Source organism: Amycolatopsis sp. FBCC-B4732 (genome assembly GCF_023008405.1).
GTDB lineage: Bacteria > Actinomycetota > Actinomycetes > Mycobacteriales > Pseudonocardiaceae > Amycolatopsis > Amycolatopsis pretoriensis_A.
The window spans coordinates 7,477,752-7,500,460 of sequence record NZ_CP095376.1; the positions used below are offsets into that span (position 1 = coordinate 7,477,752).

The 22,709-nt window shown below is 71.7% G+C and carries 19 protein-coding genes; 5 read left to right on the plus strand and 14 right to left on the minus strand.

What is annotated here, in order from left to right:
* Positions 1–18: 18 nt before the first annotated feature.
* The 4 genes from MUY14_RS33130 to MUY14_RS33145 form a co-directional block, all read right to left on the minus strand.
* On the minus strand, positions 19–2,535 hold the full coding sequence (locus MUY14_RS33130) for a WXG100 family type VII secretion target (protein WP_247015032.1): 2,517 nt from the start codon (positions 2,533–2,535) through the stop codon (positions 19–21).
* A complete protein-coding gene (locus MUY14_RS33135) occupies positions 2,535–2,816 on the minus strand; it encodes a hypothetical protein (RefSeq protein WP_247015034.1) in 282 nt (93 codons plus the stop codon). Before MUY14_RS33135 ends, MUY14_RS33130 begins: the two co-directional genes overlap by 1 nt.
* Before the next feature lie 177 nt (positions 2,817–2,993).
* Positions 2,994–3,254, minus strand: a complete 261-nt coding sequence (locus MUY14_RS33140; RefSeq protein WP_247015036.1) for an acyl carrier protein — start codon at positions 3,252–3,254, stop codon at positions 2,994–2,996.
* Positions 3,247–4,836, minus strand: coding sequence for a fatty acyl-AMP ligase (locus tag MUY14_RS33145; RefSeq protein ID WP_247015038.1), 1,590 nt, complete (start codon positions 4,834–4,836; stop codon positions 3,247–3,249). The genes MUY14_RS33140 and MUY14_RS33145 overlap by 8 nt, the downstream gene beginning before the upstream one ends.
* A 30-nt stretch (positions 4,837–4,866) precedes the next feature.
* Between MUY14_RS33145 and MUY14_RS33150 the strand changes: the two genes are divergently transcribed.
* Entirely contained in the window at positions 4,867–5,751 is an 885-nt protein-coding gene (locus MUY14_RS33150; protein WP_247015040.1) for a cytochrome P450, read from the plus strand.
* A gap of 25 nt (positions 5,752–5,776) precedes the next feature.
* Here the strand turns inward: MUY14_RS33150 and glmM are convergent, their stop codons facing one another.
* From glmM to rplM, 3 genes are all read right to left on the minus strand, one after another.
* Positions 5,777–7,111: a phosphoglucosamine mutase gene (glmM, locus tag MUY14_RS33155; RefSeq protein ID WP_247015042.1), complete on the minus strand. Its 1,335-nt coding sequence runs from the start codon at positions 7,109–7,111 to the stop codon at positions 5,777–5,779.
* Between the two features lie 121 nt (positions 7,112–7,232).
* Positions 7,233–7,775, minus strand: a complete 543-nt coding sequence (gene rpsI, locus MUY14_RS33160; protein ID WP_247015044.1) for a 30S ribosomal protein S9 — start codon at positions 7,773–7,775, stop codon at positions 7,233–7,235.
* Positions 7,776–7,789: 14 nt separating this feature from the next.
* Positions 7,790–8,242, minus strand: coding sequence for a 50S ribosomal protein L13 (gene rplM / locus MUY14_RS33165; RefSeq protein WP_086857631.1), 453 nt, complete (start codon positions 8,240–8,242; stop codon positions 7,790–7,792).
* 260 nt (positions 8,243–8,502) lie between these two features.
* On the opposite strand from rplM, the gene MUY14_RS33170 reads away from it, so the two are divergent.
* Positions 8,503–9,396, plus strand: a complete 894-nt coding sequence (locus tag MUY14_RS33170) for a hypothetical protein (protein WP_247015046.1) — start codon at positions 8,503–8,505, stop codon at positions 9,394–9,396.
* 29 nt (positions 9,397–9,425) lie between these two features.
* Positions 9,426–10,142, plus strand: a complete 717-nt coding sequence (locus MUY14_RS33175; protein ID WP_247015048.1) for a DUF4333 domain-containing protein — start codon at positions 9,426–9,428, stop codon at positions 10,140–10,142.
* A 142-nt stretch (positions 10,143–10,284) separates the two neighbouring features.
* On the opposite strand, the gene MUY14_RS33180 is transcribed toward MUY14_RS33175, so the two are convergent.
* The 5 genes from MUY14_RS33180 to eccCa all read right to left on the minus strand — a co-directional run bounded on the left by MUY14_RS33180 (position 10,285) and on the right by eccCa (position 17,683).
* On the minus strand, positions 10,285–10,578 hold the full coding sequence (locus tag MUY14_RS33180) for a WXG100 family type VII secretion target (RefSeq protein WP_247015050.1): 294 nt from the start codon (positions 10,576–10,578) through the stop codon (positions 10,285–10,287).
* 57 nt (positions 10,579–10,635) lie between these two features.
* The gene (locus MUY14_RS33185; RefSeq protein WP_247015052.1) at positions 10,636–10,956 is read right to left on the minus strand and encodes a WXG100 family type VII secretion target; all 321 of its coding nucleotides are present in this window, start codon (positions 10,954–10,956) and stop codon (positions 10,636–10,638) included.
* A 255-nt stretch (positions 10,957–11,211) separates the two neighbouring features.
* Positions 11,212–11,559, minus strand: a complete 348-nt coding sequence (locus MUY14_RS33190) for a hypothetical protein (protein WP_247015054.1) — start codon at positions 11,557–11,559, stop codon at positions 11,212–11,214.
* A gap of 12 nt (positions 11,560–11,571) precedes the next feature.
* Positions 11,572–13,563, minus strand: coding sequence for a type VII secretion-associated protein (locus tag MUY14_RS33195; RefSeq protein WP_247015057.1), 1,992 nt, complete (start codon positions 13,561–13,563; stop codon positions 11,572–11,574).
* 106 nt (positions 13,564–13,669) lie between these two features.
* Entirely contained in the window at positions 13,670–17,683 is a 4,014-nt protein-coding gene (eccCa, locus tag MUY14_RS33200) for a type VII secretion protein EccCa (RefSeq protein WP_247015059.1), read from the minus strand.
* 521 nt (positions 17,684–18,204) lie between these two features.
* Here eccCa and eccD point away from each other — a divergent pair.
* A complete protein-coding gene (gene eccD, locus MUY14_RS33205; RefSeq protein WP_247015061.1) occupies positions 18,205–19,569 on the plus strand; it encodes a type VII secretion integral membrane protein EccD in 1,365 nt (454 codons plus the stop codon).
* A 20-nt stretch (positions 19,570–19,589) separates the two neighbouring features.
* Positions 19,590–21,197: a S8 family serine peptidase gene (locus MUY14_RS33210; RefSeq protein WP_247015063.1), complete on the plus strand. Its 1,608-nt coding sequence runs from the start codon at positions 19,590–19,592 to the stop codon at positions 21,195–21,197.
* A gap of 45 nt (positions 21,198–21,242) precedes the next feature.
* Here the strand turns inward: MUY14_RS33210 and MUY14_RS33215 are convergent, their stop codons facing one another.
* Together MUY14_RS33215 and MUY14_RS33220 are read right to left on the minus strand one after the other, a co-directional pair.
* A complete protein-coding gene (locus MUY14_RS33215) occupies positions 21,243–22,328 on the minus strand; it encodes a WXG100 family type VII secretion target (protein ID WP_247015066.1) in 1,086 nt (361 codons plus the stop codon).
* Positions 22,325–22,645 (minus strand): hypothetical protein, encoded by a 321-nt coding sequence (locus tag MUY14_RS33220; protein ID WP_247015068.1) that lies wholly within the window; start codon positions 22,643–22,645, stop codon positions 22,325–22,327. The genes MUY14_RS33215 and MUY14_RS33220 overlap by 4 nt, the downstream gene beginning before the upstream one ends.
* Positions 22,646–22,709: the final 64 nt, after the last annotated feature.

Below are 22,709 nucleotides of genomic sequence, written 5' to 3' on the forward strand. Positions count from 1 at the left end.
GGCTCTCCTCAGCCCTCGTCACCGGTCGTACCGGATCGACCGGTCACCCTCGTCGTCGAGCGAGCCGCTGATCCGGCCCTTCGCGCCGCTGGTTTCGAACACGCCGCCCTCGATGCGGTACTGGCTGGGCCCGCGCTGCTGGTCGCCGCCGCCACCGCCGCCGCCCGGGGCGCCACCCATGCCGCCCATCATCCCGCCCATGCCGCTCATCCCGCTCATGCTCGACGAGCCGCTCGCCGCGGCCTGGTGCGCGCCGGCGTCGACCGGGGTCGCGCCCAGGCCGCTGCCGTCGGACATCGGCATCGACGCGTCGCTGCCCGTCTGCGCACCCGGGTCGAGCGACACCGCGCCGGCGAAGTCCGCCGTCCCGCCGCCACCGGTGACGGCGGAACCGAAGTCGCTCGCCCCGGCCGTCGAAGTCGCGTCGGCCCCGGCACCCGCGTCGGCCATCGCCACGGCGGGCTCCGCCGCGACAACCCCGCCACCGCCGCTGCCACCGAAGTCACCGCTGACGTCCACGCCGCCCGGAGCGCTGAACCCGCTCCCCCCGCCACCGGCCGCTTCGCTGCGCGTGAAGCCCGGGTCCGGGTTGGGCGGCGACGGGTCCTTCGTCACCGGCGGCTCGGCCTTCGGGTCGTGCTTGACGTCCGAAGCCGCGGGGTCGGTCTTGCCGTCGCCCTTGAGGTCGCCGGTCTTCGGGTCGTCCTTCTCGTCCAGCGTGTAGGTGGTCGGCTCGCCCTTGCCGTCGTCGACCGTCACGATCGTCGGGCCGTCGGGCCCCTCCGGCCGCTCGGCCGTGATCTTGAGGTTGCCGTCCTGGATGTGGATCTTGCCGTCCGGGCCCGGCTTGTAGCTGCCGTCGGCCGAGGGCTGCCCCTCCTTGACCGCCTGCTGGCTGCCCTGCGGGCCGAAGCTGCCGTCGGCCTTGGCGCCGTCCTTGGCGCCGTCCTTGCCCGCTTCGGCCTTGTCGTCGTCACCCCAGTCGAGGTGGTAGTCCTTCTTGTTGCCGTGGCCGTCGTCCACGGAGATGTCCTGCTTGCCCTCCTTGTCGGGCTCGGACATCTCGATCGTGTTGTCGCCCTTCTTGACCGACACCGTGTCGGTGTCGTCCATGTCCTTGATGGCCTCGCCGGTCTTCGGGTCGATCGGGTACGGCTCGCCGGTCGACGGGTCGACTTCGAGGGGCTTGCCGGTGATCGGGTTCTTGCCCTCCTCCGGCTTCGCGGGCTCCTCGGCCTTCGGCGGCTCGGCCGCGGACGGCGTCGTGCCGCCGCCCCCGGTGCCCCCGCCGGTCCCGCCGCCCGTGCCGCCACCGGTACCCCCGCCGGTGTTGCCGCCCTTGTCGCCGCCCCCGGTGTTGCCGCCCTTGTCGCCGCCCTTGTCGCCGCCGCCCTCGTTCTTCGCCTCGGTCAGCTGGTTGCGGTAGCCGTCCATGAACCGCGCCAGCGCGCCGAACTGCTGGTCGATGGTGTCCTTGGCGGACTTGCAGGAGCCGTTGAAGGCGTTGATCAGGCTCTTGTACTCGGTCGAGAAGGCGCCGTCACGCCAGAAGCGGGTGACCTGGCGGCCGTACTCCTTGTTCTCGTCGTTGAAGCCGCAGTCGTCGTTCTGCAGGCGCTCGGCGAGGTTCGACTGGTTGTTGTGCTTCGCGTTCACGGCGTCGATCCAGCCCGCGACCTTCATGAAGTCGTCGAACTCGTCGGTTTCGCCGTTGGCGACCTTGAGGACGTCCTTGGCCATCGGGATGTCGGCCTCGGCGATCACCGGGCGGTGCAGCTGCAGGACCTCGTCGACCTTCTTCTTGACGGCGTCGTAGACGTGCGTCACGGTCTGCGGGATCAGCTTCGCCGCGCCGTCGATCTGCTGCGAAAGCTCCTTGGCGTGCGGCTTGATCGTCTCGTCGTACTTGATCTCCGCGGCGTTGGCGCCCTTGCCCTTCCACTCCCCGAAGAGGGTCTGGAGCTCGGTGTCGCTCTTGCTCAGCGAATCCTCGACGACCTTGTGCGCCTTGGTCAGGTCGTCGGCCTCGGTGAGGAACTTCTGGAACTGGATCCCGCGGTTCTCGTGGAACTTGTCCTTGAGCTCCGTCTTGGAATCGATCTTCGTGTTTTCGCCCTTGATCTGGTTCCAGACCTCGTCGGTCCACTTGGCGAGCAGGTCGACCGCGACGTTGCCCTGGTCGAGCAGTTCGTCAGAGCTCTTCGCGCCGGCCCCCAGCGTGGGCGTCGCGATCCCGTCGAGGTTCTTCTTCGCGTCGTCCCGCGCCGCGGTGTCGCGCTGGTGCTCCTGGTTCTTGGCCGCGGCTTCCTGCTGGGCTTCCTTCAGCGCTTCGTCGACGTCGTCCGACGATCCCGGGAGCCAGTCGTTGGTCCAGCTGTTGTCGGAGTAGTTCTCGATGTACTTCTTCGCGTACTCTTCTTCTTCGTCGCTGAAGTTGAACGTGTCTTCGCCGTACTCGTCCATCAGCTTGGACTTGGCTTCCATCGACACGTTCGGGTCGTCGAGGACCTTCTTGATTTCGGCCCATTCAGCCATCAGCGGTTACCCCCGGCCTGGTTCGCCGTCGCGCTCGCGTTCTGCTCCTGCGCGGTGTACTTGCCCCCGGCCGTCCCGATCCCGCTGCCCAGGTTCATGAGGGCGTTCGACAGCCCCGTCATGCCCGCGCCGATCTCGTCGATCCCGGCCTTGTACTTCCCGAAGCCCTCTTGGTGCACGCGGCCGAAGTCCGCGGCGGCGATCTCGGTCGGCGCGACCTTCTTCGCTTCCGCCCCCGGGTCGTCGGCGGCGTCCGCGAGGCGGACCTGCGCCCGCGTCATCGCTTCCGAACTCGCTGCATACCCGTCTGGCATGGTCGCTGCCCCCTTCGATCCCACAGTCCCTGGCTCGGGTTTTCAAGACTGTGACGCGCCCGGCCGCCGTTCGGTGCCGTCGCAGATGCACACAGAGTCTAGCGGTCGGCCCCGCGCCCTACCTGGGCTTTGCCGAACTGCGCCTCACCCGGTCGGGCGTTGCGCGGCGACCGCCTCGGCGATCACCTCGGCCACGCCGCGGACGTCCACCAGCCGGTCGAGCTCGTCGAGGTCGACCGAAACGCCGTAGGTGACTTCGGCCCGCGCGAGCAGCTGGATCCGCTGCCGGGACGTCATGCCCAGCTCGTCGAACGGCGTGACGTCGGTCAGCCGCTCCGGCGGGATCTCCAGCGCGAAGCAGATGATCCGCCTGAGCTCCTCGACGTACGCGCCCGGGTCAGCCATGCCGCTCATTCTCGCCCCACCAGCGGTCGCGGGCCGCGGCGCGGGCCACCTTGCCGCTGGAGGTCCGCGGCACCGCGCCCGGCGGGACCAGCCACAGGCCACGCAGCGGCAGGTCGTGCCCCGCCGAAACGGCCCGCCGCACGGCCTTCTCCACCGACTCGTCCGGGGCCGCGCAGCCGGCCACGACCGCGACCCCCTCACCGCGGGCGTCCCGGACGGCGAACGCGGCGACCCGGCCGGCCCGCACGGCCGGGTGCGCGGCCTCGACGGTGGCCTCGACGTCCTGCGGGTAGTGGTTGCGGCCGTCGACGATGATCAGGTCCTTGAGCCGGCCGGTGACGTACAGCAGTCCTTCGCGGACGAAGCCGAGGTCCCCGGTGGCCAGCCAGCCGTCGGCCGCCAGCGGGTCCTCCCGGCCCCAGTACCGGTCGGCGACGTTCGGGCCGGACACCTGGATCTCGCCGACCTCGCCGTCCGGCCGGAGCTCGCCGGTCGCTTTGTCGACGATCCGGATCCGCTGCCCGTACGGCCGCCCCGCGGACACCAGCGGTTCGCCGCGCTCGGACGTCGTCACGGTCGCGCCCTCGTCGCCGGTGCTCGTGACGAAGACCGTCGCCTCGGCCAGCCCGTAGCACGGCTTGTGCGCCGCGCGCGGCAGCCCGAACGGCGCGAACGCCCGCTCGAACGCCTCGACGGTGGCCGCGCGGACGGGCTCGCTGCCGTTGAGCACGGAGTTGACGTGCGAGAGGTCGACGGCCTCCAGCTCCCCCGCCGCTTCGGCGGCCAGGTCGAACGCGAAGTTCGGCGCCGCGGTGATCGCGCCCGGGTAGCCGGCCAGCAGCCGGATCCAGCGCAGCGGGTCGCGCACGAACTCCATCGGCGTGAAGAACACCGACCGCGAGCCGAGGAAGACCGGCGTGCCGATGAGCAGGACCAGCCCCATGTCGTGGAAGAACGGGACCCAGCCGGCCAGCGGTGTCGACGCGTCGGCGTGGTAGCAGCGGGTGGTCTGCCAGCAGCTGGCCACCAGCGCGCGGTGGGAGATCACGGCGGCGGCCGGGCGCCGCGTCGAGCCCGACGTGTACTGCAGGTAGGCGGGGTCCGACATCGCCACTTCGGCGGGCGGCTCGGTGTCGTCGGGCCCGATGTCCTCGAGCGCGAGCACGACGTCCGGCGCACCGGCCAGCGAGGCCGTCTTCTCGAGCAGGTTCTTCGAGGTCAGGCACACCGCCGGACCGGCGTCGGCGAAGGCCGATTCGATCCGGGCGGCGTGGGTGCGGCCGGTCGGGACGGACAGCGGCATCGCCACGAGCCCCGCGTAGAGCGTGCCGAGGAACGCGACGACGTACTCGAGGTCCTGGCGGGCGACGATCGCCACGCGGTCGCCCGGCCGGGTGTGGCGGCGCAGTTCGCGGGCGACACCGCGGACGCGCGCGAGCACCTGCGGCCAGGTCAGCGTGTGCTCCGCCGGTCCGGGGAAGGTCAAGCACGTGAAGGCCGGGCGGTCTTCGGCGGCGTTGCGGAGCAGGTGGTCCGTGAACGGCGTGGCCAGGACCTCGTCCGGGACGGCTGCGGGCGGCACGGCCCCATCCTGCCCTACCGTTGGCGGGCGATGGACCAGTTCGAAGAGCACGGGATCGGCGTCGTCACCGGACGCGACGCGAGCGCGCGGGCCCTGCGCTCGCCGGACCTGACGTCGGACCCCGGTGGCGGCTCGCCCAGCGTGCTGCTGCGCGACGGCGAGGGGCACACGCGGCTGCGCGGGGTGCTGCGGGAGATCATCGCCGGGCTGGAGCCGCTGCCGGCGCCGGTGCTCGCCGGGATCGAGGCCGTGGTGGCCGGGCTGGGCCCGGCATTCGACCTCGTGCGCGACTTCGCGCGGCCGGTGGCGGGCGCGGTGACGTCGGCGGTGCTGGGGATCCCCCTCGACGACGCCTTCCTGGACCGCCTGGAGGCGACGACGGCGAACCTCGACGTCTTCGGCGGCACGGACCGGGCCGGGCAGGCGGCCGCGTTCCGGCTCGCGGTGCAGCTGAGCCGCACCCCGGCCGGGCCGGGCGGCCTGACGGCGTTGCGGGAGGCGCATGCGGACGGGCGGCTCGACGAGGACGAGCTGACGTTCACCCCGGTGGTGCTCGCGCACGCCGCCTACGAAAACTCGCTGAACTTCCTGGCCTGCGCCGGGCTGGCACTGGCCACCTCGGGGCCGAGGTCCGTGCGCGAGCTGGTGACGGAGATCTGCCCGGCCCGGTACGTCCTGCGCTTCGGCGCCGACGGTCCGGTGGCGGTCTCGCTGGCCGACGGCCTGCCGTTCGGGCTGGGCCGCCACGCGTGCCCGGGTTCCGGGGTGGCGCTCGCCGAGGGCGAGGTCGCGCTGGGAGCGCTGGCGAAGGTCCTGGCGCCGGGCTGCGACGTCACCGACGTGGCCTGGAAGACCCACCCGGTGTTCCACGGCCTGGCCTCGGCGCGGGTGGTCGTGAGTGGTCAGGCGGGTTAGAACCCGCCTGAACACTCACGACCGGTTACGAGACCGCTGAGACGACGCCCGCGAGCCGGTCGGCCGCCGCCTGGGCGGTGGCCTGGGCCGGGGCCTCGACCATCACGCGGACCAGCTGCTCGGTGCCGGACGGGCGCAGCAGCACCCGGCCCTCCTCACCCAGCTCGGCTTCGACCGCGCCGACGGCGTCGCGGACCTCGCTCGAGTCCGCCACCGCCGCCTTGTCCGCGACCGGGACGTTCACCAGGACCTGCGGCAGCCGGTTCATCACGGCGGCGAGGTCGGCCAGCGACTTGCCCGTGTCGGCCATGCGGCTCATCAGGCGCAACGCGGTGAGCAGGCCGTCGCCGGTGGTGGCGTGGGCCGGGAGCACGACGTGGCCGGACTGCTCGCCGCCGAGGGCGAGGCCGCTGGCGCGGAGCTCCTCGAGGACGTACCGGTCGCCGACCGCCGTCGTCACGACGTTGACGCCGTTGGCCTTCATCGCCAGGTGCAGGCCGAGGTTGCTCATCACGGTCGCGACCAGCGTGTCCTTGGTCAGCTCGCCGGCCTCGGCCAGCGCGAGCGCCAGCACCGCCATGATCTGGTCGCCGTCGATCAGCTCGCCGGCGGAGTCGACGGCCACGCAGCGGTCGGCGTCGCCGTCGTGCGCGATGCCGAGGTCGGCGCCGTGCGCGACGACGGCCTCGCGCAGTTCGTCGGGGTGGTTGGAGCCGCAGTGGTCGTTGATGTTGACGCCGTCGGGGTCGGCGTGCAGCGCGACGACCTCGGCGCCGGCGCGGCGGTAGACCTCGGGCGCGGCCGCGGCGGAAGCGCCGTTCGCGCAGTCGACGACGACCTTCAGCCCGGCGAGCGAGCTCGGGGTCGCGCCGAGCAGGTGGGTGGCGTAGCGGTCGAGGGCGTCGTCGACGGTGGCGACGCGGCCGACGCCGCTGCCGGTCGGGCGGATCGCGTCGCCGGAGAGGCCGGCCTCGATCTCGTCCTCGATGCCGTCGGGGAGCTTGTGCCCGCCCGCGGCGAAGAGCTTGATGCCGTTGTCGGGCATCGGGTTGTGCGACGCGGAGATCATCACGCCGAGGTCGGCCTCGAGCGCGCCGACCAGGTACGCGACCGCGGGCGTGGGCAGGACGCCGACCAGCCGGACGTCGGCCCCGGCGGACGTGAGACCCGCCACCACCGCGGCTTCGAGCATCTCGCCGCTGGCGCGCGGGTCACGGCCGACGACGGCGACCGGCCGGTGCGAGCGGTCGTGCGCGGCGAGCACGCGGGCGGCGCTGGCCGCCAGTGCGAGCGCCAGCTCCGGCGTCAGCTCGGCGTTGGCCAGGCCACGTACCCCGTCGGTACCGAACAGGCGTGCCATCGATCGACCTCCTTGGGGAACCACCACGACAACCTAGCGATCCTGACGGACCGGTGAAAACGCCGAAGCGCCCATCCGATGGACGGATGGGCGCTCCGGTGGGTTGCGCCTGAGGGCGCGATCAGCGCTTGCTGTACTGCGGGGCCTTGCGGGCCTTCTTGAGGCCGTACTTCTTCCGCTCCGTGGCGCGCGCGTCACGGGTCAGGAAGCCGGCCTTCTTGAGGGCCGGGCGGTCGTCGGCGTCGACCTCGATGAGCGCACGGGCGATCGCCAGGCGCAGCGCGCCCGCCTGACCCGAGACGCCGCCACCGTGGAGGTTGGCGAAGATGTCGAACGAGTCCGGCTTCTCGACCAGGACCAGCGGGTCCTTGATGAGCTGCTGGTGCACCTTGTTCGGGAAGTACTCCTCGAGGGTGCGGCCGTTGAGCTTGAACTCGCCGGTGCCCGGGACGACCCGGACGCGGACGACGGCTTCCTTGCGGCGGCCGACCGTCTGCGCGTTGCCGCCGGCGGCCCGCGACGGGCGCGGCGCGGCTTCCGACTCGCTGGTCGCAACCGGGGTTTCGCTGGTCGCAACCGGGGTTTCGCTGGTGGCCTCGGCGCCGGTCTCGGTCGCCTCGGTGGCCTCAACGACCTCGGGGGTCTCGGGCTCGGTGCTGGTCACAGACTGTTCCTCACTCACTGCGCGACCTGCGCGATCTTGGTGATCTCGCGCACCTGCGGCTGCTGCGCGGTGTGCGGGTGCTGCGGGCCGGCGTACACCTTGAGCTTCTTCGCCTGGGCGCGGCCGAGCTTGTTCTTCGGCAGCATGCCCTTGACGACCTTTTCGACAAGGTGCTCGGGCTTGGTGTCCAGCAGCTCGCCGAACGAGCGCTTCCGCAAACCGCCCGGGTAACCGCTGTGCCGGTACGCGAACTTCTGCTCGCGCTTGTTTCCGGTGAGCGCGACCTTCTCGGCGTTGACGATGATGACGAAGTCACCGGTGTCCACGTGCGGGGCGTAGGTCGGCTTGTGCTTGCCGCGCAGCAGCGTGGCGACCTCGGTCGCGAGCCGGCCGAGCACGACATCCTCGGCGTCGATCACGTGCCAGGCACGAGTGACGTCGCCGGGCTTGGGGCTGTACGTGGGCAAGGGTCTACCTCGTCGTCAACATTGCGTGTGGGTTCTGTGCGGGCCTAGCGCTGATGCGCCGCAACGCACAACGACATATGAAGATACCCCCACGTCCACCGCGCCCGTGCATCGGGGGTGGGTGGGAGCGCCCATACTAGGCTTCCACCGGCCCGGGCGCAGCCGGACTCTACCCGGTTTTCCGGCCGAACCGCCTGCACGCGTCGCCACGACACGCGAGGATGGGATCATCCGGGCGGCACACGCGAGCAGGGGACGGCATGAGGAAACGACCGACGGCGATCTTCGTCCTGGCTGCCCTCCTGGCCCTGGTCAGCGCCTGCGGCCAGGCGAAGGCGGGCACCGCGCTGGCGAAGGGCGACGACGCCGCGGACTACGTGGGCGGCAAGTTCGAGCAGGTGATCGGCAAGCTGGGCGACGCCATCACCGACACCCGCGACGTCACCAACTCGCTGGACGCCTACTTCAAGTTCGACGACAAGTGGATCCACAGCACGGTGACGTCGGCCCGCACGGGCAGCCCGGAGAGCCGCGCGGTGCGGCACCGCTCGCAGAAGAACCCCGACGAGATCATCGACACGTACACGCCCGCGGACGGCACGGTCGAGTACACCTACCTCGGCCCGATGTACGTCCAGAAGGGCGTCTCGCCGACGGCGTGGGTCTCCATGCCGAAGCCGGAGGCCGGGCTGGTCCAGCCGTGCGTGTGGGGCGGCGTGCTGACGCCGTGCCGGATGGCGGACTCGACCGTCGACGCCTACAAGGCCGACAAGCGGGCCGTGCGCGGCGCGAAGAGCCTCGGCGACGGCAAGACCGCGCTGACGGTCACCGTGCCGTTCGAGGTCTTCGTCAAGAACAAGGTCGAGATCCTGCCGCCGAGCATCACGAACCAGGTCGGGCCGGAGCTGAAGAAGGCGCCGGTCCCGGCGACGATCACGCTGAACCCGGACGGCAGCCTCGTCTCGTTCGGCATGGAGGCGAAGTTCTCCGGCGACGGCCACAACGTCGAGCTGAAGTACGACTTCCGGTTCACCGGCAAGGCGAGCCTGCAGGACATGCCGAAGCTGCCCGACGCGTCGCAGATCACGGTGCTGCCGGACCGCGCCGCCATGAACGACTTCTACCGCCGGCTCGGCGAAGCGCAGGGCAGCTGAGGCGTGACCACGACTCGAGGTGAACTCCGATGACCCAGCCGCCGGACCCGCAGCAGCCGCAGTGGTGGCAGCCGCAGCCGAACCAGCCTGGTCAGCCCGCTCAGGCGCCCGCTTGGCAGCCGGAGCAGCAGGCGACCGGCCTGCACGCCGGGCAGTGGCAGCAGCAGAACGCCGAGCCGGGCACGGGTTCCTACACGGGCCAGTGGAACCAGGGGCAGCAGCCGGGCACGTCCGGGTCGTTCTCGGGCCCGTGGCAGCCGGGCGCGCCGGCTCCGTGGCAGCCGCCGTCCCAGCCGACGCCGCAGCAGCACCCGGGTACGCCCGCGGCCGACCGGCCGGCGCAGGGCCAGCCCGGGCAGCAGTTCGGCGGCGGGTTCCAGCCGGCGCAGTACGGCGGGCTCGGCGCGTTCACCCCGGAGCCGGCGAAGAAGCCGAAGTCCAAGAAGCCGTTGCTGATCGCGGGCGCGGCGGTTCTGGTGCTCGTAGTCGGCGGCGGAGCGGCGTGGCTGCTCGGCGCGTTCCGCGGCGACGTCCTGGAGCAACAGTCCCTTCAGGACGGTGTCGTCAAGGTCCTCAACGAGAACTACGGCGAGCCGGACGTGAAGAACGCGCAGTGCCCGTCGAACGAAGCGGCCCGGAACGGAACGACCTTCGACTGCACGGTCACGATCGGCGGGCAGGAGAAGAAGGTGACCGTGCGGGTGCTCAACGACCGGCCGGAGTACGAGGTCGGCGCCCCGCACTGACCGGGCGGCGCCGGAAAGCCCCGCCCCGCCGGGTTTTCCCGCCGGCCACTTTCCCGTCGCCGGGAATTCGCTTGCCGCACAACGGAAAACGGCGGGCCCCGCACCGGAGTGCGGGCCCGCCGTGGTTCCCGGGGCTAGCGGCTCAGAACAGGCCCTCGACGGCCTTGTCCGTGCTCTGGTAGCCGTCGGCGATCTGCGGCAGGGCGGCGGCGATCTGCGCCAGAACCTGCTTCAGGTCCTCGAACTTCTGGTCCCAGTTGCGCTGGGCCTGGTCGTACTGGTCCTTCGCGGAACCGGTCCAGGTGGTGACCAGCGGCTTGAGGTCGTCCTTCAGACGGTCGAACGCCTGCTGCAGCTCGTTGCCGGTGGTGCTGCAGTCCTCGGCGGCCGTGTGGATGGTCTGGTAATTGACGACAATGCCGGCGCCATCAGGCATGGTGTGCTCCTTCGAAAAGTGCGGAAGTCAGGTGGTCTGGGGTGAACGGGGTGTGACTCAGCCGAGGCGGTCGAAGCCGCGGTTCACGGCCTGCATGATCTCCTGCTGCTGCTGCTCGGAGCGCTCGTACTTCGAGCCGGCTTCCTTGAGCAGCTCCGCGATCTTCTGCAGCGCCTGGTTCATGCCGCGGGCGTCCTCGTCGAACCGCATCATCACGTGGTCGAACGCCTTCTGCGCCTCGCCCTGCCAGCCGGCGCGGGTGGCCTCGATGCGGTCGCGCAGCGTGGACAGGTTCTGGTCCATGCTGGCGCGCACCTCGGTGACGCGGCCTTCGGCCTCGGTGAACTGAGCCGGTGTTCCCTGGAATCCGACAGACATGCCGGAACCCCCTTCGCAAGATTGATGGTCGTCCGTACCAGGCTTGTTCGTTTGTACGGCCCTACGACGCAGACATTGCCATGCCCGGTTCCCCCGTGTCGTGCTTTGCCCACAAGTAGTTGCTTGCGTTAACGCCCGCTGCGGGAACCGATCGCCGGAGGTATTCGCCGATCACCCCGGACCAGCGACGCGTCACCCGAAAATGTCTTCTCCACCAGCGGAGTTAGCACACGCACAGCGACCGCGGCACCGCCGTCACTGATCGCGTTTCATGATTCGCATCTGGGAAAAGTCTTCGTCTTCATCACCCGATCGAGGCGTCCGGGCGGGAAGTTGCGAAAGCGAAGGAACCGGATCGGGAACCTCCGCGACCGGCAGCCCGCGGGCGCGGCGGAACCGTTCGGCGGCGGCGCGCAGCGCGCCGGGCGTCGGGTCGCCGGACTTCCCGCCGCGGCCGCTGCGCTTCAGCAGCTCGGCGTTTTCGCTGCGGCGCCGCTGGGCGCGCGCCTTCGCGTTCCCGGCGACGCGGCGCGCGTGCGTCACCGCGTCCTGCCCCGCCCGCTTGAAGGACGCCGCGGCGCTTTCGAATTCTTCGGACGGCACCGCGTGCCTCTCTCAGTTGAGGATTTCGACCGTGGACACGGCTTGCGTGCACGCGACGGCGACCCGGTCCTTCAGCTGCGCCGTGGCGTACTGGCAGCCGATGTGCACCCGCACCTTGCCCTTCGCGACCACGTACCAGTCGACCTGGAGATCCGGCCGGTCCGGTTTGCTTTCGTGGTAACCGATCACGGTCCGGCCGGCGTAGGACACGCTCGGGTTGAACGCGCTCCAGCGCTCGGTGTCGGCCTCCGCGCTGCGCTTGAGCTCGTCGACCAGCTTCTGCGGATCGGCGGTCGCGTCGTAGTCCATCACGTATTCCTGCGCGACGAGCAGGTCGTTGCCGTCGCGGGATTCCTGCGGGTGGATGACGACCTGGCGGTCGGCGACCCGGTCGTCGGTCTGGACCCAGTCCCCCGGCGAGACGAACTTGAAGTCGTACTGCGAGAGCGTGCGCCCGCTCGCGGCGTCGTTCCCGGAGCTCTTGAACACGAGGATGCCGGCGACGACGAGCGCGGCCACGACGACCACCGCGATCCCGGCGACGCCCCACAGCTTCCGCTTGCTCTTCGCGGCCGGTTCCGGCGCGGGCCGCACCGGCGGCGGGCCCGGCTGGGCGGGCTGGCCGGCGGCCGGGGTCCACGGGCGGGCCGCGGGCTGGCCGTGGGGCGGCGACGGCGGCGGCCCCTGGCGGTTCGGGAACCCGCCCGCGGCGGGCGCGGTGCGCGGCGGGACCGGTGCCTGGCGCGGGGCGACGTCGCCCGGCCGGACGACCTCCGTGCGCTGCGCCGCCGGGCTGTGCGCGCCGCCCGGTACCGCGCCGAGCCGCGCCATGGTTTCGCCGGGGAGGGCGCCGGTGCGGTCCGGGTCCACCAGCACCGCCCGCAGCGCGCCACGCGCCACGACCGTCTCGGGCTGGTCGAGGCTCGTCGGCACGACGCCGGTGCGCTCGTGCACCAGCCGGGAGATCATCGGGATCCGGCTCGAGCCGCCGACCAGGAAGATCGCCGTGAGCTGCTTCGGCCGCAGACCCGCGTCGCCGATGGCCGCGACGGTCAGCTCCACCGCGCGGCCCAGCGGCGCGGCGATCAGCCGCTCCAGGTCTTCGCGGGTGACGTGGGCGTCGGCGAACGGCGGCGGCATCGGCACGTCCGTGTAGGCGTGCCGCGAGAGCGTCTCCTTCGCACCCCGGACGTCCTGGCGCAGCACGCGGCGGCGGCGCCGGTCGACCAGCTCCCGCCCTTCCACGAGCTGGCGCCACGCGTCCGGGTCGGCCGCGGACACCAGCGAGCCGACGTGCTCCAGCAGCGCCTGGTCGACGTCCGCGCCGCCGAACCCGGGGTCGCCCCGGGTGGCGAGGACCTGGAACCCGCCACGCTGCGGACGGCCGGCGCGGTCCCGCGCGTTTTCCGGCGGCAGCCGCCGGACCACGCTGACGTCCACCGTGCCGCCGCCGAGGTCCAGCACCGCGAGCGCGTCGCCGGGGCGGCCGCTGAACTCGACGGTGCGGTCGTTCGTCACGTCCTGCGGCGCGAACGTCGCCGCGTGGTACACCGCCGCGGCGACCGGCTCGGGCACCAGCGCGACCTCGCGCGCCAGCCCGCCCGCCGCCTGCCGCAGCAGCCGGGTGCGGATCGCGCCCCAGTCCGCCGGGTGGGTCAGCACCAGCAGGTCGATCTCGGCGTCCCCGGCGAGGCGGCGCGCTTCGGCCACCGCGCGCCCGAGGACGGCGTGCACGACGTCGGTCACCCGCAGGACGCTGTCGCCGAGGAGCAGCTCGCCCTCGTCGATCCGGCGCTTCGGGTTCGGCTCGTACCGCGAGGGGTCGACCGCCGCCTGCCGCTCGGCCTCCTGGCCGACGAACAGCGTGCCGTCCGCGGCCGCGAACACCGCCGAGGACATCAGCGGCTGGCCGTCGATCACCACGACCTGCGGTTCGCGCCCGTTCACGGAGGCGACGACGCAGGTGCTCGACGTCCCGAAGTCCACCGCAACCCGGACCGTCACCAGCAGCTCCCGCACATTTCGTCGCGATTCCCCACACCCCGCCGGCGGGGCGCTCCCTCGGGGAGGAACCTACCCACCCCGCCGGGAGCTCGTCCCGCCGCCGTCGTCAGTCGGGCTGGATCCACGCGACCTGGATGAGCTGCTTGCCCGCCTTCCGGGTGAGCAGGTTGCCCCGGCCCGGCGGCATCGCGCTCGGCTTGATGTTGCCTACCAGCGCGCCCTCGTCGCGGGAACCGTTCATCACCATGCCCGGCGCCGCGATCTCCTTGAGCTTGCCGATGATCGGGTCGTACATCGCCTTCGACGCACCACCGGTGCGCCGCACGACCACCAGGTGCAGGCCGACGTCCTTGGCCTGCGGCAGGAAGTCGGAGATCTTCCGCAGCGGGTTGGTCGTCGACGTGGCCACCAGGTCGTAGTCGTCGACCAGGATGAACAGCTCCGGGCCCTTCCACCACGACCGCGTCTTCAGCTGCTCCTGCGTCACGTCCGGGCCCGGCAGGCGCCGCGTCATCGAGTTGAAGACGTCCCCGACCATGCTCTCCAGCTGGTTCGACGACACCGCGTACCCGAGCAGCGCGTCGCCCTGGACGAAGCCGAGCATCGTGCGCCGGTAGTCCACCAGCAGGATGAGCGCTTCGGACGGGGTGTAGCGCTCCGAGATGCCGCGGGCGATCTGCCGCAGCAGGTTCGTCTTGCCCGACTCGCCGTCGGCGAAGGCGTAGAAGTGCGGCTCGGCGTTGAAGTCGAGGTAGATCGGCTGCAGGTCTTCCTCGTTGACGCCGATCGGGACCAGCTTGGAGTCCCGCGCGGTGTCGAGCTTCAGCACCTCTTCGTAGGTGATCATCTCCGGCAGCAGGCGGACCTGCGGCGCGACCCGGCCGCGCCACGCGCCCTTGATCTTCGCCACCGCGTCGGCCACCCCCGCCGCGATCGTCTCCGGGTCGCTCGACCCGTCGATCCGCGGGAGACCGCCCAGCATGTGCAGCTTCTCCCGGGTCAGGCCGCGGCCGGGCCGCCCGGCCGGGATGTTGACCGCGACGCGGCGGTCGATGTCGGACTCGGTCGGGTCACCGAGGCGCAGCTCGAACCGGGTGCCCAGCATGTCCTTGATCGCCGGCCGGATGTCCGCCCAGCGGTTGGCGGCGACGATGACGTGCACGCCGTAGGACAGACCCTGCGTGGCCAGCCGGGTGATGGTGGTTTCCAGCTCTTCGAAGTCGTCGCGCAGGGCCCGCCAGTTGTCGACGACGAGGAACGCGTCGCCGAACGGGTCCTGGTCCGGCCGGATCTCGCCGCGGCGCTTGCGGTTGCGGAACTCGGTCATCGAGTCGATGCCCATCGCCCCGAACCGGCCTTCCCGCTCGGTGAGCAGGGTGGTCAGCTCGGCCACGATCCGCCGCGCCTTGTCCGGCTCGCGCCGCGCCACCGCGACGCCACCGACGTGGGGCAGGTCGGCCAGACCGGTCAGCGTGCCGCCACCGAGGTCGAGGCAGTAGAACTGCGCTTCCTCGGGGGTGTGCGTGAGCGCCATCGACATGATCAGCGTCCGCAGCATCGTCGACTTGCCCGACTGCGGGCCGCCGACGATCACGCCGTGGCCGGACGCACCGGAGAAGTCCGCCCACAGCGGGTCGCGGCGCTGCTCGTACGGCCGGTCGATGATGCCGAGCGGGACCTGCAGCCGACCGTTGCCGAAGAAACCGACCGGGGACAGGCCGCGGTCGTCGGTCGGGTTCAGGTTCGGCAGCAGCGTGTCGAGGGAGTTCGGGTCCTTCAGCGGCGGCAGCCACACCTCGTGCGCCGGCGGGCCCTGCCCGACCAGCCGCGAGACGATGACGTCCAGCTCGCTGGGTTCGACCGCCTCTTCGGGCTGCCGCTGCTCTTCCTTCGGGGCTTCCTCGATGAACTGCGGTTCCGGCTCCTTCGGCAGTTCGACGAAGTCCGGGACGAACAGCTGCGGCCGCTTGTCCGCGCGGACCACGGTCGCCGCCGGGCCCGCCGCCTTCAGGCCGGCCGGCCGGTACGGGCCCGAGACGTAGGACGCCTTGAACCGCACCAGGGTCGAGGTGTCGTACTTCAGGTAGCCACCACCGGGGACCGAGGGCAGCTCGAACGCGTCCGGCACGCCGATCGCGGCGCGGGACTCCGCCGCGGAGAAGGTTTTCAGGCCGATCCGGTACGACAGGTGCGAATCCAGGCCGCGCAGCTTGCCTTCCTCGAGGCGCTGGGAGGCGAGCAGCATGTGCATCTGCAGCGACCGGCCCAGCCGGCCGATCGCGACGAAGAGGTCGATGAAGTCCGGCTTCGCCGACAGCAGCTCGGAAAACTCGTCACAGACGATGAACAGCGCGGGTAGCGGGTCGAGGTCCGCACCGTTCTCGCGGGCTTTCTCGTATTCCCAGACGTTCTTGAAGTTGCCGCCGTTCTTCAGCGCTTCCTGGCGCCGGTTCATCTCGCCGGCCAGCGCGTCCCTCATGCGGTCGACCAGCGTGACCTCGTCCGCGAGGTTGGTGATGACCGCGGAGACGTGCGGGGCCTTGTCCAGGCCCATGAACGTCGCGCCACCCTTGAAGTCGACGAGGACGAAGTTGAGCGTGCTCGACGAGTGCGTGGCCAGCAGGCCCAGCACCAGGGTGCGGAGGAACTCCGACTTGCCGGAACCGGTCGCGCCGATGCACAGGCCGTGCGGGCCCATGCCCTCGGCGGCGGCTTCCTTGATGTCCAGCTCGACCGGCTGGCCGTACTCGCCGACGCCGAACGGGACGCGGTAGCGGTCGCGGATCGGCCGGGGCCGCCACGCCTGCTGGACGTCGAAGGTCATCGGGTCGCCCGGGATGCCGAGCAGTTCGAGCAGCGACGGGTTGGACAGCAGCGGCTCTTCGTCGCCGACGTCCTGGCCCGCGGCGCCGCCGACGCGGTACGGCGAGATGAGGCGGGCCAGCGACTCGGTCTCCACCAGGCTGAGCGTGTCGGGGCGGCCGAACCACTCGACGCCGCCGGCGCTGCGGGCGCCGAGCCGGTCGGCCTCCACGACGAGCCGGAGGCCGCGGCGGGCGGCGAGGTTGCCGAGCGAGTCGGACAGGTCGATCAGCGTGACGCCGACCAGGCCCTCCTCGAGGACGATCTGCTCTTCGCGGGTGACCTCGGCGTCGTCGATGATGATGACGACGTGCGGCTGGTCCGGCGCCGGCGTGGCGTTGCGCGAGAACCGCTGGCGGTCACGGAGTTCTTCGTCGAGCCAGTTTTCGATCTGGGCCAGCGAACCGGCCATCATGCGGAGCTGGCCGATGCCGTCCGACAGCGTCGGGTGCTGGGCGTGCGGCAGCCACTTCGCCCACTCCCACTCCTCCTTCGCGCGGCCCGCGGTGGCGACCGCGACCAGCACGTCGTCGGGGCTGTGGAAGGTGACCATCTGCGCGAGCATCGCGCGGGTGAGGCCGCGGGTCAGCGCCCGGTCGCCCTGCATGCTCACCGCGGCGAACCCGCGGAGGGTGATCTGGGTGGGCAGGTCCGGCACGATCGAGTGCGCGCGCACGAACCGGCGCAGCGCGAGGGTGGCGATCGGCTCCAGCTCGTCGACCGGCCCGGTCTGCGGCGGGACCAGCCGCGTCGCGAGGCGGTGCGAACTGCGCCCGACGCGCAGGTGCAGGAAGTCCTGGTCGTTCTGCCGCCGCTCCCACATCCGGCGGCTGGCGGCCAGCGACCACAGCGACTGCGGGTCGGGGTGCACCCACTCGAGCGCGGCGCGCTGGTCGACCATCGCCTCGCGGGCGCGGTCGCGCATCTGGCCGAGGTAGCGGAGGTAGTCCTTGCGGTCTTCGTCCATCTCGGCGCGCTTGGCGCCGCCGCCCTTGCCACCGCCGCCGGCCATCATCCCGAGCGTCCCGACGACCATCATGCCGCCCATGGCCATCATCATCGGGTTCCGCCCGCTGGCGGTGAACATGAAGACCATCATCCCGAGCGACGCGAAGATCATGACGATCGGCAGCGCCTTCATCACGATGTTGCCGGGGATGACCCGGGGCACCTCGGGCGGCGGCTCGAGGTGCACCTCACCGCCCGGCGGGCGCGGTGCCGCCAGCCGCGGCGACTTCTTGAACTGCAGCGTGCTCATCGAAGGACCCCTCATTCAAACTCGACGATGGCGGCCACCGCTTGGTGCGCAAGGTGCGCGAACAACCTATCGAACGCCGCGGCGGAATTCCGGCGGATGCCGCAACGCCCTCGTGAACCCGGTCCGACCTCGCCAGGCGAGTGTACGGCGCTGCACCGACAGTAACGCCGCCCTCCGGGCACCGACCTGCGTTCGCCGGGGCACCCGACCATGACTCCCGGGACCGGACGTCATGAAAGAGTCGTTCACCGCGTCCGGCGAGGTGAAAGGGTCGTTCACGACGGTACGGGCCGCCGGAGCGGCCGCGCCGATCCGACTTTGCCGGAGCCCTGGCGCCGGACGACGTGAACGACTCGTTCATGACGTCCGCGCCGGGCCGCCGGTGACCCGAGCTGGGCCCGGCGGTGAATTTCGGACGTTCGATGATGCCGGCACCGGGGTTCGGTATAAGTTCCCCCCGGGAGCAGTCTCGACCGAGCGGGGGCAGTGCAGTGGCTACGGGCACGACAGTTTTCAGCAGGGTGACGGTCGTCGCGCCCTCGACGCGGATCGATGTGGCGCTGCCCGCCGACGTCGCGGTGGCCGACCTCCTGCCGATGCTGCTGGACATGGCCAAGGAAACTGCGCCCGACGGTGGGGCGCGCCACGGTGGCTGGGCGCTCGCCAAGCTCGGGGACGCGCCGCTCGACCCGAGCCGGACGCTGGCTTCGCTCGGGGTCGTCGACGGTGAGCTGCTGCAGCTGCGCAAGCGCAACGAGAACCCGCCGCCGCCGCTCTACGACGACGTCGTCGACGCCATCGCCGAGTCCTCGCCCGACAGCTTCCGGCCGTGGACCAAGGAGACGGCGAACCGCTTCGGGCACGTCGCGGGCGGGCTGGCGCTGGTCATCGCCGCCGTCGCGCTGTTCATGAGCGGGTCCTTCTACGGCGGGAGCGCGCTCGGCGCGGCCATCGCGGGCGGCATCGGCGCGATCGCGTGCGTCGCGGTCGGCGCGACGCTCGCCAAGGCCTACCAGGCGGAAGCGACCGGCGTCCTGATCGCCGCGGCCGGCGGCCTGCCACTCGCCTTCGTCAGCGGCTTCTACATCGTGCCGGGCCTTTCCCTCCGGGCGAACCTGCTGCTCGGCGCGGTCCTCGTGATCATCGTCGCGTCCGTCTGCATCATGGTCATCGGCGCCGGCATCACGACGTTCATCGCGGCCGCCACCGCCGGCACCTTCGGCGGGCTGGCCTTCCTCTTCGGCACGCTCGTCGCGCACCCGGCGGCCGGCATCGCGGCCGGCACGGTCGCGGTCGCCCTCGCCTGCATCTCGATCCTGCCGCGCGCCACGATCTGGCTCGCGAAGCTGCCGCTGCCGCACGTCCCCAGCAACGCCGAAGAGCTGAAGGAAGACTCCGGCTTCCCCGACTACCGCGCGATCGAGCTCCGCACGGCGATCGCGCACAACTACATGACCGGCCTGATGGTCGGCTGCGGCGCCACCGTCGCCGTCTCGGCGGTCATCGCCGCCAGCGCGCCCGGCGTGTTCGGGATCATCCTCGGCGTCGTGGCGACGCTCGTGCTGCTGCTGCGCGCCCGCGCGTACGCCAACGGCAGCCAGGCGATCGCGCTGCTCACCACCGGCCTGGTCTCGGCGACCGGGATCGGCGTCGGCTGGCTGATCTCGGCGAGCGCCCAGAACCGCCTGCTCTACGTCTTCGGCGCGCTGATCCTGCTCGCCGCCGGCGCGCTCGTGGTCGGCGTGATCTTCCCGAACCAGCGCTTCTCGCCGCCGCTGCGCCGGACCGTCGAGATCATCGAAGCGCTCTGCATCGCGTCGGTGCTCCCGCTCGCCCTGGGTGTGATGGACCTCTACACCACCCTGCGGCACCTGAACTTCAAGTAACCGGATCGGGTGAATCTCGGATGTCAGTGGCACGGCGGACCACGACGGCTTTGCTGGCCGGCACGATCGGCGTCCTGGCGCCCCTCGGGACGGCGGTGCCGGGGTGGGCGCAGCAATCCACCGACGGCTACTTCGCGACCCCGCCGCCGGTCGACCCGGGCAAGCTGATCCCGGACGAGCGCAAGCCGGACAAGAACTACAAGCAGTCGAAGGGCTGCGTCCAGCGCAGCACCCTCGGCCAGAACATCGAAATCAAGTACCGGCCCTGGGGCCAGGACTACCTGCAGATTTCCAAGGCGCAGGACATCGTCAAGGCGGCCACCGGCGGCGGCGCGGGCAAGGGCGTCCGGGTCGCGGTGGTCGACACGGGCGTGACGCGGCACCCCTGGCTGCCCAACCTCCTGCCCGGCGGCGACTACGTCTCCACCACGACGAAGGGCCAGCCGCCGGGGCTCGAAGACTGCGACGGGCACGGCACCGAGGTCGCCGGGATCATCGCGGCGAAGCCGGACAACCCCGAGGTCGGCTTCGTCGGCGTCGCCCCGGACGCGACGATCGTGTCCTACCGCCAGCTGAGCGAGAACTACGAGCCCAACACGGAAACGGCGGCGCCGCCGCCGCCGTCGTCCAGCACCGCGGGCACGCCCTCGTCGAGCACCAACCCGCCGTCCGGGTCGGAATCGTCGCTGCCGCCGTCGGGTGGTGGCGGCGGGACCGGCGAAGGCGACCAGACCTCGCCCGGGCAGTCGAACGGCGGGCGCCAGCTGGAGAAGGCCGGCACCGCGGGCACGCTGAAGACGCTGGCCGAGATCATCCGCGGCATCGCCGAGCGCAACGAGGCCGACATCATCAACATGTCGGTCGACAACTGCCGTCCGGCGACCGGGTCGATCACCGAAGGCGAGCAGCAGGTGCAGGCCGCCGTGCACTTCGCGGCCGAGAAGGGCGTCGTGATCATCGCCGCCGCGGGCAACGCGACGGACACGTGCCCGCAGAACGACCAGCCCGACGCGAAGAAGCCCAAGACGATCGTGACGCCGCCGTGGTTCGCCGACGACGTCCTGTCGGTGGGCGCGATCGACGACACCGGCGGCGTGGCCGCGTTCAGCGTGCACGGCCCCTGGGTGGGCGTCGCGGCGCCGGGTACGAAGATCGTCTCGCTCGACCCCGCCGAAGGCTCGAACGGCCTCGCGAACCTGACCTTCGAAAGCGGCGACAAGGCCAGCGAGATCCAGGGCACCAGCTTCGCGGCGCCGTACGTCGCCGGGCTGGCCGCGCTGGTGAAGGCGAAGTTCCCGCAGCTCGACGGGCGGGGCATCGTCAACCGGATCAAGCAGACGGCCCAGCACCCGGCCGCACCCGGCGGGCGCGACAACTTCGTCGGCTTCGGCGTGGTCGACCCGGTGGCCGCGCTGACCGCGACCCTGCCGTCCGAAGTCGGGGGCATGGCGCCGATCCCGTCCCAGCAGATGGCCCAGCTGCCGCCGGCGAACGACCGCAGCTCGACCCCGGTGATCGTGGCGCTCGCGGGCACCGGCGGTGGCGTGGTGGCGTTGCTGATCACGCTGTTCGTGATGCGCACGCTCCGCCGCACCCGCACGGCCGAGACCGGGCCGGCCCGCCGCTGACGACCTCCCCTTGGCCCGCGTTTCCCGCGCGGGCCAAGGGAAAGCTCACGGCTTCTTCTTCTCCGGCGCCGGCTTCTCGTCCTCGCCGATCACCGGCGGGGCCACCAGACCGGGCTCGCCCAGCAGTTCCGACGACGTCGTCACCGGGCGGGTCTTCGGCTGACGCCGTCCGCCACCGCCGCCGCCGAACGCGCCGAAGCCCATCATCGGCATCATCGGGACACCGCCGGACGTCTGCTGGTTCGCCGCGTGGTCCGGGGCGGGCGCGGGTTGCGGGGCGTCGGCGGGCTGCGCGTCGTCCGGGGTTCCCGAAGCGGTGTGCTTCGGCTCCGCCGAAGACGGCGACGTGACCTCGTCCGAAGGTCCGGCTGAGGACGGCGTCGTCGCTTCCCCGGCCGGCGACGGCGTGGCCGGGTCGGCGGCGTCGCCCTCGTTCAGCGCCCCGTCGTGCAGCTTGAACTTCTCCTGCGGGTACCGGTGCCGGATCTCGATGCTCCGCGAAGCCGCGTCGGGGTCGTCGACGCCTTCGCAGAGCCGGTCGAACGCCTCCATGACGTCCCGCGCGGTCTCGTACAGCGCCTTCGCCGACTCCCGCGTCTCTTCCAGCTGGGCCCGCGCCCGCCGGGCGCCGCCGCTCGGGAGGAGCATCGTCTCCGACGTCAGGTCCGCCGCGTCCACCAGGACTTCGACGAGGTCGACGACGACGTGGCGGACCGTCTCGACCAGCTCGTCGAGCGCGCCCGCCAGGACGTTCAGCGCTTCCTCGAGGTCACCGCCCGCCGCGCCGATCTCCCGGATGTAGGCGACGAACGAGTCCGCGTCGCGCCCCTCCCAGCCCGCGTCGAGGCGGCCGAGCTGGTCGTCGAGCCGGGTGGACACCTCGGCCGCGACGGAAGCCGCTTGGCGCAACCGGTCCGCTTCGGCGCCCAGGTCGGCCCAGCGCCCGATCAGCGGGCGGAAGTACGTCTCCACGGGGTCGAGGACCCCGAGCTGCCGGGCGAGGTCGGTGAGGTAGCCCAGGTACGGCTCGGCCGCCTCGGTGATGTCCTCGCCCTGCGGCACCGCCACCGCCACCGGCTGCTGCTTCGCCAGCGGGTGCGGAATGGACTCGGTCGTGCTTTCGGCGATCATCCCTCGAGCCTCCCGGCGCGCTTGATCAGCTCGGCGGCGTCGGCGTCCTGGCCGTCGTGGCGCACTGTGACCTGCCGCAGCGCTTCCGCGGCCGAGCGCAGCGCTTCCGCGCCGTCGGTCAGCTGGCGCCGCAATGCCCCGGCCGCGCGCCCGTACGACTCACCGAGGCCGATCCCGGCCCCCAGCGGCCCGTAGGACTCCGCGGAAACGCCCTCGCCCCCGACCCCGGCCGCCGCCGCGTCCAAGTCGCCGGCGGCCGCCTCGGCCGTCTTGGCGTACTCGGCGACGACGACGCCGTCCATCCTCAAGCCGGCCACGGCACCTCCGCTCAGCAGACAACGCTCCGGGCGTGTGACGCGCGGAGCGGGCCGGCGGTTCCGC